Consider the following 14,114-nt stretch of genomic DNA (forward strand, 5'->3'; position numbering starts at 1 on the left):
CCTACACCTGGTATTCCGCGAGCAATCGCTTGCTGATGATGTTCTTCTGGATCTCGCTGGTTCCCTCGCCGATCAGCAGGAACGGCGCGTCACGCATCAGCCGCTCGATCTCGTATTCCTTGGAATAGCCGTAGCCGCCGTGGATCCGGAAGCTCTGCTGAGTCACCTCGGTGCAGTATTCGCTGCACAGATATTTGGCCATTCCGGCAGCGACGTCGTTACGCTCGCCCGAATCCTTCAGCCGCGCCGCGTTGACCATCATCAGATGTGCCGCTTCGACTTTCGTCGCCATCTCGGCCAGCTGGAACGCGATGGCCTGGTGCTCGGCGATCGGCTTTCCGAACGTCTGGCGCTGCTGCGCGTAGCGCACCGCGAGCTCGAAGGCACGCAGCCCCACGCCACACGCGCGCGCCGACACGTTGACCCGGCCAACCTCGATGCCGTCCATCATCTGGAAGAAGCCCTGTCCGGTGATGCCGCCGAGTACATCGTCGGCGCTGGCCCGGTAACCGTCGAAAATCATCTCGGTGGTTTCGATGCCCTTGTAGCCCAGCTTGTCGATCTTGCCCGGAATGTGCAGGCCGGCAACGACTTCGCCGAATCCGACCGGCTTCTCGACCAGGAATGCGGTCAGGTTGCGGTGCGGTTTGTCCGAGCCTTCGTCGGTGCGCACCAGCACCGCCACCAGGGTGGAGGTGGCGCCGTTGGTCAGCCACATCTTCTGGCCGTTGATGATGTAGGTGCCGTCGGCCTCGCGACGGGCCCGGGTGCGGATCGCCGCCACATCAGAACCCAACTCAGGCTCCGACATCGAAAAAGCACCGCGAGTCTCGCCGGCCGCCATCCGGGGCAGGAAGCGCTGCTTCTGCTCGTCCGTGCCGTGCTGGCGCAGCATGTACGCCACGATGAAATGGGTGTTGAGCACCCCGGACACGCTCATCCAGCCGCGCGCCAGCTCCTCCACGCACAACGCGTAGGTCAGCAGCGACTCCCCCAGCCCGCCATACTGCTGCGGAATCATCAGTCCGAACAGGCCCATCTCGCGCATCTGGTCGACGATGTGCTGCGGGTAGGTGTCGCCGCGTTCGAGTTCGGCCGCGTTGGGGATGACTTCTTTCTCGACGAATTGGCGCACCGTGGCGATGATCTCGGTCTGGAATTCGGTCAGCCCGAGGGTTTGGGCGAGCTTGGTCATGTGCTGTGGTTCCTTCCGGCTCAGCAAGCGATGGTGTTCGCGCTCGCGAGGCGCTCGATGTCGGCGGTGGTCAAGCCCAGGCGCCGCAGGACCTCGGCGGTGTCTTGCCCCAGGGCAGGCGCGGGCGCGGGACCCGGATGCGCCCCGTCGAACGCGGCCGGCAGGCCCGGTGCCAGATAGTCGCCCACGCCGGGTTGCCGCAGACGCGAAAACATGGGATTAGCAGTTACTTTCGGTTCGGCAGCAACCTCGGCGAAGGTGCGGTAGCGCTCGAACAACACCGTGGTGTCCGACAGCGCGGCGGTGATCTCATCGGCGGTATGGTCGGCGAACCAGGTGGCGAATAGACCGGACAGCACGTCCCGGTATCGGTAGCGATCGCCCTCGGAACCGAAATCCACCCCCAGCGCCTCAGCGAGCGCCGACACCGCGGCGCCCGTATTCGTCACCCTGAGCAGGTCGCGAAAGTGCCTGCCGGTCAACAGGACAACCATGAACCGGACCCCGTCGCGGCTGGTGAAGTCCTGCCCGTACTGACCGTAGATGGCATTGCCCAGCCGCTCGCGCTGCGTCCCGTTGACTTGAGGTTCGGTCAGCAAGCCAAGATTCGCGGCGGTGGCCAGGGCGACATCCTCCAACGCCAGGCTGATCCGCGCCCCGACCCCGGACTGCTCGCGACGCCGGACGGCAGTCACGACCGCCAACGCGGCGTACAGTCCGCAGCACACATCCCAGGCCGGCAACACGTGATTGATCGGACCGGCCGCGTCGGCCGGGCCCGTGACGAGCGGGTAGCCGATGCCGGCGTTCACGGTGTAATCCACCCCGGTGGACCCGTCACCGCGCCCGAGCAACTGGACGTGAACCACGTCGGATCGCTTGGCCGACAGCACATCGTGGCTCAGCCAGGACAGGCCGGCGGCATTGGTCACCACAATCCCGTCGCCCTCGATGATCAGCCGCGAAACCAGCTCCTGCCCCTCGGGCGAACGCATATCGATGGTGGCCGAACGTTTTCCCTTGTTCAGACCCGTCCAATAGATCGAGGTGCCGTCCGCCGACAGTGGCCAGCGCTGGACGTCGGAGGCGCCGCCGATCGGGTCGACGCGGATCACCTCTGCGCCAAGCTGACTCAGCGTCATGCCACATAGTGGCGCGGCGACGAAACTGGACACCTCGACCACGGTGAGGCCGGCCAGCGGCAACCCGGGATTGCTCATCGTTAGCTGACCCGTTCGAAGATCGCGGCCAGGCCTTGACCGCCGCCGATGCACATGGTCTCCAGCCCGTAGCGTGCCTGGCGACGGTTGAGCTCACGCGCCAAAGTGGCGAGCATCCGCCCGCCGGTCGCGCCGACCGGATGCCCCAGCGAGATTCCCGAGCCGTGCACATTGGTTCGGTCGAAATCGCCCGCGCCGAACTTCCATTCGCGCATCACCGCAAGGGCTTGGGCGGCAAAGGCTTCGTTGAGCTCGATGAGATCGATGTCGGACAGTTGCAAACCGGCCTTGGCCAGCGCAGCCTCGGTAGCGGGAACCGGACCGATCCCCATGATGTTGGGCGCCACCCCCGCCAGGCCCCACGACACCATGCGGACCAGGGGTGTCAGGCCATACTCGTCTGCTTTCTCCAGCGTGGTCACCACACACATCGATGCGGCGTCGTTCTGCCCGCTGGCGTTGCCCGCGGTGACCGTCGCCTCCGGATCATCCTTGAGCAGAACCGGTTTGAGCCTGCTCAGGGATTCCACCGAGGTGTCGGCGCGGGGATGCTCATCGGTGTCGATCACTTCCTCGCCGCCGCGAGTGGTCACCGCGACTGGAATGATCTCGTCGGCCAGCACGCCGTCCTGCTGCGCGGCGACGGCGCGCTGATGCGACCGCACCGCAAGCTCGTCCTGCTCCTGACGTGAAATGCCGTACCGGCGGCGCAGGTTTTCCGCGGTCTCGAGCATCCCTCCCGCAACCGGGTAGTGACGGCCACCGGCGGTCGTGCGCCCGCGCGCCAGCCCGTCGTGCACCCGCACGCCGTTGCGGGCGCCCCAACGCATGTCGGTGGAGTAGAAGGCGACATTGCTCATGCTTTCGCATCCCCCGGCGATGACCAGGTCATTGTCCCCGGCGCCCACCTGCTGGCAGGCCTGGATGACGGCCTGCAGGCCCGACCCACAGCGACGGTCCACCTGCATGCCGGGCACCGTCACCGGCAAGCCGGCGTCCAACGCCACCACCCGTCCGATCGCGGGCGCATCGCTGTTGGGATAGCAGTGACCGAGGATCACGTCCTGCACGGCATCAGCAGCCAGTCCGGTGCGCTCCAGCAGTCCTTTGAGCGCGGCAACCCCGAGATCAACGGCGCTGAGCGGCTTGAACATTCCGCCGTAACGGCCGATCGGCGTGCGGACGGGCTCGCAGATGACGACCTCGGCACTCATAGGTGGCGGCCGCCGGTGATTTCCATAACGGTGCCGGTCATGTACGACGACAGGTCGGATGCCAGGAACAGCGCCACGCTGGCCACCTCACTGGGCTCGCCGGCGCGGCCCATCGGCACCTCGGCGACCTTCGAGTCCCAAATGCGTTGGGGCATAGCCTCTGTCATGGCGGAGCGGATCAAACCCGGAGCGATGGCGTTCACCCGTATACCCAGGTAGGCCAACTCCTTGGCGGCCGCCTTGGTCATGCCGACAATGCCGGCCTTGGCCGCCGAGTAGTTGGTCTGGCCGACCATGCCGACCTTCCCCGAGACCGAGGACATGTTGATGATCGCGCCGCGCTTGTTTTCCCGCATGATCGCCGCGGCGAGCCGGGTGCCGTTCCAGGTCCCCTTCAGGTGCACGTTGATGACCTGATCGAACTGTTCCTCGGTCATCTTGCGCATGGTGGCATCGCGGGTGATGCCGGCGTTGTTGACCATGATGTCCAGGCCGCCGAAATGTTGCACCGCGGTCTGGATCAGGGCCTGCACGTCAGACGATTGCGTGACATCGCAGCGCACCGCGACGGCGACGTCATCACCGCCCAGCTGTTTGGCCACGACTTGGGTTTCCTCGAGGTTGACGTCGCCGAGCACCACGCGCGCACCCTCGGCGACAAACCGCTGCGCGATGGCCAGACCCAGGCCCTGCGCTCCGCCTGTGATTACCGCCGTCTGACCTGTCAACAACGACATCTGGCTCCACTTCCTTCACTGTTTTCGTCACCCACCGGGCACGCTCCAGGCAAATATCATATTTGATATAGGATCCTGCCCTGGACCAGGGCATCCCGCCAGGGAGAGGAGTGTGACGCCAATGGCCACCGCCGAATCCGCAGCAGTCAGCGACGATGATTTCCGCGAGATCCTCGCTCAGACAAGGCAATTCGTGCGCACCGCCGTCGTTCCCCGCGAGCAAGAGATCCTTGACGAGGATCGCGTCCCCGACGACCTGCGCGACGAGGCCAAGAAGATGGGTTTGTTCGGCTACGCGATTCCCCAGGAATGGGGCGGTCTCGGCCTGAACCTGATGCAAGACGTCGAGCTAGCGATGGAGCTGGGCTACACCTCGCTGGCCGTGCGTTCGATGTTCGGCACCAACAACGGCATCGCCGGGCAGGTGTTGGTGGGGTTCGGCACCGAAGAACAGAAATCCCGCTGGCTGGAACCGATAGCCTCCGGCGATGTTGTCGCATCGTTCGCGCTGACCGAACCCGGCGCCGGATCCAACCCGGCCGGCTTGCGCACCAAAGCCGCTCGAGTCGATGACGATTGGGTGATCTCCGGCCAGAAGCGCTTCATCACCAACGCACCCGTCGCCGATCTGTTCGTGGTGTTCGCGCGCACCCGCCCGGCCGACGACGAGGGTCCGGGGATCGCGGTGTTCCTGGTTCCCGCCGATACCGCGGGTGTCGAGGTGGGCGTCAAGGACGCCAAGATGGGCCAGGAAGGCGCGTGGACGGCCGACGTCAACTTCACCGACGTTCGCGTCGGCTCCGATGCGCTCGTCGGTGGCAGCGAAGACGTCGGCTACCGGGCCGCGATGACGTCGCTCGCGCGGGGACGAGTCCACATCGCCGCGCTGGCGGTGGGCGCCGCAACCCGCGCGCTCGACGAATCCGTGGCCTACGCCGCCACCGCGACCCAGGGCGGCGCGGCGATCGGCAGCTTCCAGTTGGTGCAAGCGATGCTCGCCGACCAGCAGACCGAGGTGATGGCCGGGCGCGCGTTGGTACGCGAGGCCGCCCGGCTCTGGGTGACCGACGAGGACCGCCGGGTGGCGCCGTCCGCGGCGAAGCTGTACTGCACCGAAATGGCGGGCCGCGTCGCCGATCTCGCGGTGCAGATTCACGGCGGTAGCGGGTATATGCGTGGCGTGGCCGTCGAACGCATCTACCGCGACGTGCGGCTGTTACGACTGTACGAGGGCACCAGCGAGATCCAGCGTCTGATCATCGGCTCGAACCTGGTCAAGGCCGCGGGGCGGGCTACCACAGCGAAGGAGCGCTAATGGCAGGCAAGTTGGAGGGGCGTGTCGCTTTCATCACGGGAGCGGCGCGCGGACAGGGCCGGGCCCACGCCGTGCGGATGGCCGCCGAAGGCGCCGACATCATCGCCGTCGACATCGCCGGCAAGCTGCCGTCCTGCGTTCCCTACGATCCGGCGACGGAAGAGGACCTGGCCGAAACCGTTCGCCTCGTTGAGGAAACCAACCGTCGCATCCTCGCCTCGGTTGTCGACACCCGCGACCTGGAAGCGCTGCGCAAGGCCGTCGACGATGGCGTCGCCGCGTTCGGACGCCTGGACATCATCGTGGCCAACGCCGGGGTCGCGGCCCCGCAGCCGTGGAACGAGATCACGCCCGAAGACTTCGGCCACGTGCTGGACATCAACGTGACGGGCACCTGGAACACCGTGATGGCCGGTGCGGACAAGATCATCGAAGGCGGGCGTGGCGGCTCGATCATTCTGATCAGCTCGGCAGCCGGGGCCAAGCAGCAGCCGTTCATGGTGCACTACACGGCCAGCAAGCACGCCGTCACCGGGCTGGCCCGGGCCTTCGCGGCCGAACTGGGCAAGCACTCGATCCGGGTCAACAGCGTCCACCCTGGCCCGGTGAACACACAGATGGGCTCCGGCGACATGGTCGCGGCGGTAGCCAGGGCGATGGAAACCAACCCCCAGCTGGCGCACGTATTGACGCCGTTTCTGCCCGACTGGGTTGCCGAACCGGAAGAGATCGCCGACGCCGTCTGCTGGCTGGCCAGCGACGAGTCGCGCAAAGTCACCGCGGCCCAGATCCGGGTCGATCAGGGGTCGAGCCAATACTGACGAGTGGACATCGGTAGCCGCAACGCCACCGAGCTACGAAATGCCCCAACATGTTTCGTTCTGACAACGTCAGATGGAGCCGTTTGTCGGTTACCCGATGAGCTGCGCATTACGTCGCCGTAATGTGATATACATCACATCGTTATTGAACGACCTGGGCGACACACCCACCCGGTGGAGCAAAAGACTAAGAGCGTTACTTATTCTCTCAACATGGGACGGCCCCAAATGTCGATTAATGCTGCTGAGCCACTGGCGGCTGACATTAATGATTACGTCCGCGCCGACGGCTCCATCGTCCTGCCGGACGGCTTGACGCTCACGTCGTTCTTCGACCAGAACCGTGCGGCATTCGGCGACCGTCCGTCCTACCGGTTCATCGACTACGCCAAAGAGCAGGACGGCCGCGTCCTCGAACTGAGCTGGAACGAGCTGTGGACCCAAGTCCGCTCGATCGGCGCCCGTCTCCAGCAGGTTGCCAAGCCCGGAGATCGTGTCGCGATCTTGGCGCCCCAGGGTCTTGAGTATGTGGCGTCGTTCTTCGCCGCCGTCCACGCAGGCAATATCGCGGTTCCGCTGTTCGCTCCCACCCTGGCCGGTCATACCGAGCGGTTGACGGCCGTGCTGTCCGACGCGCGCCCCGCCGTGGTGTTGACGACCACCGCGGCGGCCGAGTCCGTGCGCGAGTCACTGCGCGCGCACCCGGTGGCCGGGCGCCCACGCCTGATCGCGGTCGACGCGATCCCGGCGTCGCTGGCCTCGATGTTCGTCGAGCCGACGATCGGCACCGACGACATCGCGTACCTGCAGTACACCTCGGGGTCGACCCGCAGCCCGGCCGGCGTGGAGGTCACCCATCGCGCCGTCTGCACCAACGTGCTGCAGATGATCCTGGCCGGCGACCTGCACCGAAACACGCACAGCGTGAGCTGGCTGCCGCTGTACCACGACATGGGACTGATCATGATCATGTTCCCGGCGTTGTGCGGTGGCGAATACCTGACGCTGCTGGATCCCATGGCCTTCGTACGCCGGCCGTTCCGGTGGATCAAGGGATTGAGCGCGGAAGCCGCCAACGGCCCGACGTTCGCCGCCGCACCCAATTTCGCATTCGAATTGGCCGCCGAGCGCGGGCTGCCCCCCGAAGGCGCCGACATCGACCTGCGCAACGTGGTCGGCCTGCTCAACGGCTCCGAGCCGGTCACGATTGCCGCCATCGAGAAATTCACCAACGCCTTCGCGCCTTACGGACTGCCCGCGACAGCGGTCAAACCGTCCTACGGGATGGCGGAGGCGACGCTCGGAGTTGCCAGCACTCCCCCACATTCCGGGTTCAAGGCGGTCTACCTGGACCGCGCTGAACTCGCCGCGGGGCGCGCGGTGATCGTCGAACCGGACGCCGAGGGTGCGGTGGCCTATGTGTCCTGCGGCCGTCCGTTCCGCGATCTCTGGGCCGTGATCGCCAGCCCGGACGGGGGCGAGGTGCCGGACTACGGTGTCGGGGAAATCTGGCTGCACGGCAACAACATCGCCCGCGGCTACTTCGGGCGCGAGGAAGAGTCGCAGCGCACGTTCGGCAACAAGCTGCAGTCCCGCCTCGAGCAGGGCAGCCACGCCGAGGGCGCACCGGACAACTGCTACTGGCTGGCCACCGGCGATCTCGGCGTGTACATCGACGGCGAGATCTACCTGACCGGTCGGATCAAAGACCTCATCATCATCGACGGCCGCAACCACTATCCGCACGACATCGAAACCACGGTCAGTCAATCGTCGCCGGCCATCCGGACCGGCTACGTGGCGGCATTCTCGGTGCCGGCCGAGGTTTCCGACGGTGGCTCGGCCGAGCAACTTGTCATCGTCGCCGAACGCGCCGCGGGTGTCGGCCGCGCGGATCCCGAGGCGATCGCCGCGGCCGTGCGGGCGGCGGTCGCACGCGAGCATCAGGTTCGGGTAGCCGACCTGCGACTGGTTGCCGCCGGCGCGATTCCGCGCACCACCAGCGGCAAACTCGCCCGCAACGCGTGCCGGGCCGAGTATCTCGACGGCCGGTTCAACCGATAACCGGGCTCAGCCGAGCAGTTCCAGCGTCCCCAGATCGCGGACGGCCTGGCAGCCACGACTGAGCATCGCCAGCACCATGTCGTCACCGCGTTCGGTCGAGGTCGCGAAGGCGAAGCCCAGGGCGGAGATCAGCAACGCCTGCGGCATCCCGAGTCGGTAATCGCGCCAACATGTTTCGCGGTCGTAGCCGGTGACGCCGTAACCCAGCAGCGCTTGATGATAGTCGATGACGAGGTCTTGCTCGACGGTGGATCGAAGCTGCGAATTCAGGCTCGTCGCCGTGAAATACGCGAGATCCCGCGCCGGCAGACCCACGCCGAGCGTTTGCCAGTCGACCACACTCACCCGGGTACGCCCCGGATCGAAGAGCAGATTGTCCAGCCGGTAGTCACCGTGCAGCAACGCGAACCGGTCCCGCTCGGACGACAGCCATGGTGTCACCAAACCCATTGTCGTGGTGAAGGTCTCGCGATCTTCGGCACTCATCCGGTCGCCCAGCTTTTCCAGGGTGATGTCGGCACTCATCTTCGCGACTTCGCCGAGACCCTTGGCCATGTCGTCATCCGGACGGGGAAACGCGAGCCCGGGCAGATCCAGCCAGTAGGGGTCGCACCAGCTCGGCCCGTGCAGCCCGGCCAGCGCCAGCACCGACAACCGCGCCTCCTGTTCGCCGCAGCCAGCGATCTGGTCGCCTTGCACCGCGGGCGCCTGGTCGGCCAGCAGCAGCGCGTATTCCATGGCGTCGTCGGTGATCTGGCAGTAGTAGCAACTCGGGGTAGGCACCCGCACACGGTCGGCCACCGACGTGTAGAAGGCGCATTCGCTGCGGTAGCCGATCACGACGCGGTCGCGCACGGTGTCGTCCTGGGCGGGCAGCTTGATCACGAAGGTCTGCGGCAGCTCACCGGGATCGGCGGCGTACTCGGCCGTCACCCGATAGGTCGCCCCGGTCTGGCCCGTGCCGATGGCCACCACGTCGACTGCGGACACCTCGACCGGTGCGTGCCGTTCGCTCAGTGCCGCGGATAGCCATGCGGGTGTCACATCGCCGGGGTACCGCGGAATCGAGACCACAGCACTCATACGCAACCACGCCTCCGGGATCCACCAGCTGACCGACCGATCAACTGTAAGGCATACGGCAAGTGCCACCAGCCGTGGCCTAATCGGCGACTTAATCAGTGACTATGTGCCAGTCGGCGGCCTCGTGCTGCTGCCGCCAGAATTCGCTGAATCGTCCACCAGCAGCGAGCAATTCGTCGATCGAACCGTCCTCCGCGACACGCCCGTCGTCTACGAACAGCACGCGGTCGGCGTGACGGATGCTCGCCAGCCGATGGGCCACGATCACGCGTGTGCGCGCTTGCGGGTCGGCGGTGAGCGCGTCGACCACCGCAACCTCGTTCTCGGTGTCCAGGGCGCTGGTCGCCTCGTCGACCAACAACACGGGAGCGGGCTTCAGCAGCGCCCGCGCGATGCTGACCCGTTGCCGCTCGCCACCGGACAACGCCGAGCCGGCCTCACCGACGACGGTGTCGGCGCCGCCTGGCAACCGGTCAATAAGCTCGTCGACCCGCGCCAGCGCGACGGCCCGGCCGAACTGCTCCGCGCCCGCGGCCGGATTGCCGGCCAGGACGTTGTCACGGATCGTCCCGTGGAACAGGTACGGATGCTGGAATACGACGCTGCTGAGGCCGCGGCGCGCGTCGGCGTTGAGCGTGGCGGCGTCGGTGCCGTCGATGACGACACGGCCGCGGTTGGGTTGGTGCAGTCCGGCGATCAGCGCCAGGATGGTGCTCTTTCCGGAGCCCGACGGCCCCACGATTGCCGTCGTGGTTCCGGGGTCCAGTGCGAAGCTGACCCCGTCCAGCACCGGCGCGCTGGCGCCGTCGTAACCGAAGGCGACGTCGTCGAATTCGATGCGTGGGGCGGACGCGGTGTCCGGTAAGTCGGCGGCGCCCGACGCCACGGCCGGTGCGGTGAGCACACTGCGGATGCGGTCGAGGGTGGCGCGGGTGCTCTCCAGCGCCGGTGCCAGCTCGCTGACGGTGGTGAACGGCTCCAGGTAGCGCGCGATCACGACGATCAAGGCAACCGCCTCCGCCGCGGTGAGCGTGCCGTCCATGGTCAGCGCCGTGGTGGCGCCGGCCAGCGCGATCAGGGCCAGCTGGCTGGCGACGCTGAACAACAGCTGGCCGGGGATCTGCATGCCGAGCAGGCGCATTGTCGCGCGGTGTTGCTCGCCCAGCGCGGAACCCACCAGGCTGCGGGCCGGCTCGACCCGCCGCGCGGCCCGCAGCGCCTGCTGGGTCCGCGCGAACTCGATGATCCGTTCGGTGAGTGCGGTATTGGCGTCCCCGGCCGCCGCGTCGGCGCGCCGGGTCAACCGGAGCGAGGCCCACAGCGCGCCAAGCAGCAGCGGCACACCGGCCAGCGCCGCCACACCGAGCTGCCACGAGATGGGCAGCAGCGCCAGGCCGATCACCGCGGGCAGCAGAATCGACGTCGTCAGCGGCGTCAGCAGGTTGACCACCAAGCCGACCAGTTCCGGGCCGGTCGCCGCGATCGCCTGGCGGGCCGTCGCGGTGTTGTCGGCGGTGAACCAGTCCAACCGAACGCCGGGCAGCCGGTCCGCGACGTCGTGCTGGGAATGGTCGAGCACGGCGAAGCCCAAGTCGAAGCTGGTGCGCGCGGTTACGGTGTCGACGATCCATCCGGTTACGGTCACGGCGGTCAGCCAGCCCAGCCACGCCAGCGCACGCTGCGGTGTGTCACTGAACAGTGCGCCCACCAGCGGGACGAGCAGGACCGCGCCGACAGCGCGCACCACGACGGAGATGAGCGCGAGGATCCCGTAAGCCGTCACCTTCGCGCGGCTGTGCGCCGGAATGAGGCTTATCCAGGTGCGAATCATCGCCCACCCTCCTGCGCCGCGCCGGTCGCGGCCACCGCAGCGCCCTGACCGGTATCCCATAACCGCCGATACCGCCCGTCGGCGGCGAGCAACTCCTCGTGGGTGCCGCGTTCGGCGACCTGTCCGTGGTCGAGCACGATGATCTGGTCAGCTTGGGTGATGGTGTGCAGGCGGTGCGCGATCACCAAGACGGTCCGATCGTGGGTCAGTCGGTTAAGTGCTTGCTGTACAAGGTATTCCGATTCCGGATCGGCGAACGCGGTGGCCTCGTCGAGGATCAGAACCGGAGTGTCGGCGAGGATCGCGCGGGCAATGGTGAGGCGTTGGCGCTCACCGCCCGAGAGGGCGGCATTCGCGCCCAGCATGGTGTCGTAGCCCTGCGGGAGCCGCAGTATCCGGTCGTGGATCTGTGCCTCGCGGGCGGCGGTCTGGATCTGTTCGCGGGTGGCATCCGGCACGGCCAGCGCGATGTTCTCCGCGACGGTGCCCTGCACGAGTTGAGTCTCCTGCAGCACGAAACCGACCCGCGTGTAGAGCTGATCAGCCGTCAGTGACCGGATATCTTGTCCCCCAACACGTATCGCGCCGTGTTCGACGTCGTGGAACCGGGCCAGCAGAGCCGCCAGCGTCGACTTGCCGGATCCGGACGGGCCGACGAGCGCGGTCACCGTTCCCGGGCGCAGCTCCAGCGATACGTCGCCGATCACCGGAACCCCGGGGCGATAACTGAAGCCGACCCGGTCGAACACCACCGTGGCCACCGAGTCGCCGCCCGCCGCGCCCGGTTGTTCCCTCACCTCGAGATCTTGCTCGTCGAGCGCGATCTGCAGGCGCCGGGCGGCGAGCATGCCGGTGCGAATGCCGCCGAGCCCGTAGGCGATGCCCAGCAGCCGGACACCGAAAGTGGTGCCCAGCAACAGAAACGGCAGCAGGTTGACCGGATCCATCCGGTGCGTGACGACGAGCAGGGTGCCGATGACCGAGATCAACCACAAGAAGGTGGATGGGCGGGTGGCCAGATCCATCGCGGTTTTCTTGCCGGCCAGCGGGCGCTGCCAGGCCACCAGGAATCCGACGTACTCGTCGAGCCGGCGCCGGAAGCTCGACGCTGCCGCGCCACCGAAGACGCGGATCACCGGTTGGCCCTCGAGGTAGGCGCCGGCCTCGGAGGTCATCCTTTCGGCCCAGCGCGCCGACTGCGCGATCTTCGGACCGGATTGGATCGACAACGCCGACGCCATCACGAGATAGACCAGCACCGGCCCGAACAAGACGAGCGCCACCCGCCAGTCGACGGCAAACAGATAGACCAGCACCGCCACCGGCGCGACGATCGCGTTGACCGCGTCCGGGATCGCGTGCGTGACCAGATAGTGCAGCGACAGGGTGTCGTCGGTGACCAGCTGCTTGATCGCGCCCGATCCACGGGCGGTGAACCAGCCCAGCGGCAGCCGCGACATCTTGCCCAACAACCGCGAGCGCAGCTCGGCGGCGAAGCGGGCATCGATCACATGCAGCCAGAGGGTGAGGGCGGCACCGAGCACAGTGCCCAGCCCCAAAAGCAGGACGGCCGCGATTCCCACATCCCACAATCGCGAGGCGTCGGCGCCGGTCACCAACAGCCGGGCGAGCTCGACCAGCAGCACGAACGGCGCGAGCTGCACGAGTGTGATCACGGCCTGCAGCACGCCGGAGAGGATCAGCGCCCAACGCAGCGGCGCGAGCAACCGGCCGGCGGCCTGAGCGCGCCAGTTGCCGGGGTTCGCCGTCACCTCGTCAACGGCGGCCGCCGGTGTCTCGGACTGTGCCGCAACGCTTTCCAGCGTCGCCTCGTCAGCGGGCGCCGAGGGGGTCTGCGAGTCGCCACCGCGGCTGGTGCCCATTTCGCGACCGGCGCTCCAGTACGCCTGCGCGTGAACCTCGGATTTGGGAAAGCCGAAGGATTCCTTCAGTCGCTTGCGCACGTTCTTCAGCGTGGTGGCCTCGGGTGTCGCCCAGGCGTACCAGTTCGACCAGTCGCGGGACTCGATGGCGTCGGCCAGCGATTTCTCGTCCCTGCGCGGCACCCAGTGCACCCGCAGCCGGGGGTGGGCGGTGATCGGGATCGCTGTGTCGTGGTCGTCGTGCTGCTCGAGGTACATCTCGATCGGCACGTCGTCGGGAATCGTGCCGATGATGCCGTTCATCCCCGGGATCGATGCCGAGTCGCCGATCAGCAGGTAGCCGGCCGGCTGCTCTTCGGGCGGGTCGAACCGCGACGAGCCCATCAGCGACATCACCGCGATCGTGGTGCCGGGCGCGACGGTGCGGGCCCACGTCGATGCCGGGCCGGCGGGTTCGTGCAATACGACGTCGACCGCGAAGCGGCCCGTCGTGGCATCGGCCTCGGAGATCGTGTAGCCGCGCTGAAACTCGGTGCCCGATCCGGCCGGGTCGGGGAACCAGAACCGCAGCCACGCGGCGGGCTCGGCCTCGACGTCTTCGAACAGGGTTGCCGACTCCATCCGGACCCGCACGAAATGCGGTGCGATGTGCACGGTTTCGAGCACGGTTGCGATGTGATCGCGCGCGCCGAATCCGCGCAATATCGCGCCCTGGAACCCGCGGGCCATCAGCGGTCCTCTCCACCCTGGT

10 protein-coding genes are annotated in these 14,114 nt (G+C 67.0%); 3 read left to right on the forward strand and 7 right to left on the reverse strand.

The window, feature by feature from the left end; genetic code table 11:
- Position 1 precedes the first annotated feature (1 nt).
- The 4 genes from ACAG21_RS19675 to fabG are packed head-to-tail and all read right to left on the reverse strand — an operon-like array spanning position 2 to position 4,366.
- A complete protein-coding gene (locus ACAG21_RS19675; protein WP_370497934.1) occupies positions 2–1,195 on the reverse strand; it encodes an acyl-CoA dehydrogenase family protein in 1,194 nt (397 codons plus the stop codon).
- A gap of 20 nt (positions 1,196–1,215) precedes the next feature.
- On the reverse strand, positions 1,216–2,415 hold the full coding sequence (locus ACAG21_RS19680; RefSeq protein WP_370497935.1) for a CoA transferase: 1,200 nt from the start codon (positions 2,413–2,415) through the stop codon (positions 1,216–1,218).
- 2 nt (positions 2,416–2,417) lie between these two features.
- On the reverse strand, positions 2,418–3,629 hold the full coding sequence (locus ACAG21_RS19685; RefSeq protein ID WP_370497936.1) for an acetyl-CoA C-acetyltransferase: 1,212 nt from the start codon (positions 3,627–3,629) through the stop codon (positions 2,418–2,420).
- Entirely contained in the window at positions 3,626–4,366 is a 741-nt protein-coding gene (fabG, locus tag ACAG21_RS19690; protein ID WP_370497937.1) for a 3-oxoacyl-ACP reductase FabG, read from the reverse strand. Before fabG ends, ACAG21_RS19685 begins: the two co-directional genes overlap by 4 nt.
- Positions 4,367–4,487: 121 nt before the next feature.
- On the opposite strand from fabG, the gene ACAG21_RS19695 reads away from it, so the two are divergent.
- From ACAG21_RS19695 to ACAG21_RS19705, 3 genes are all read left to right on the forward strand, one after another.
- Positions 4,488–5,681: an acyl-CoA dehydrogenase family protein gene (locus ACAG21_RS19695; RefSeq protein WP_370497938.1), complete on the forward strand. Its 1,194-nt coding sequence runs from the start codon at positions 4,488–4,490 to the stop codon at positions 5,679–5,681.
- Positions 5,681–6,502 carry a mycofactocin-coupled SDR family oxidoreductase gene (locus tag ACAG21_RS19700; RefSeq protein WP_096289523.1) on the forward strand — a complete coding sequence of 274 codons (822 nt, stop codon included), beginning with the start codon at positions 5,681–5,683 and terminating at the stop codon, positions 6,500–6,502. The genes ACAG21_RS19695 and ACAG21_RS19700 overlap by 1 nt, the downstream gene beginning before the upstream one ends.
- A gap of 213 nt (positions 6,503–6,715) precedes the next feature.
- Positions 6,716–8,566, forward strand: a complete 1,851-nt coding sequence (locus ACAG21_RS19705; RefSeq protein ID WP_370497939.1) for a fatty acyl-AMP ligase — start codon at positions 6,716–6,718, stop codon at positions 8,564–8,566.
- 6 nt (positions 8,567–8,572) lie between these two features.
- Here ACAG21_RS19705 and ACAG21_RS19710 read toward each other — a convergent pair whose 3' ends face one another.
- The 3 genes from ACAG21_RS19710 to ACAG21_RS19720 form a co-directional block, all read right to left on the reverse strand.
- Complete coding sequence (locus ACAG21_RS19710) at positions 8,573–9,649, reverse strand: phosphotransferase (RefSeq protein WP_370497940.1); 1,077 nt, start codon at positions 9,647–9,649, stop codon at positions 8,573–8,575.
- Between the two features lie 91 nt (positions 9,650–9,740).
- The gene (locus ACAG21_RS19715; RefSeq protein WP_370497941.1) at positions 9,741–11,480 is read right to left on the reverse strand and encodes an ABC transporter ATP-binding protein; all 1,740 of its coding nucleotides are present in this window, start codon (positions 11,478–11,480) and stop codon (positions 9,741–9,743) included.
- Complete coding sequence (locus ACAG21_RS19720) at positions 11,477–14,092, reverse strand: ABC transporter ATP-binding protein/permease (RefSeq protein WP_370497942.1); 2,616 nt, start codon at positions 14,090–14,092, stop codon at positions 11,477–11,479. The genes ACAG21_RS19715 and ACAG21_RS19720 overlap by 4 nt, the downstream gene beginning before the upstream one ends.
- Positions 14,093–14,114 lie beyond the last annotated feature (22 nt).

Origin of the sequence: Mycobacterium sp. pR1184 (assembly GCF_041287235.1) — a bacterium.
In the GTDB taxonomy this organism is placed as follows: Bacteria; Actinomycetota; Actinomycetes; order Mycobacteriales; family Mycobacteriaceae; genus Mycobacterium.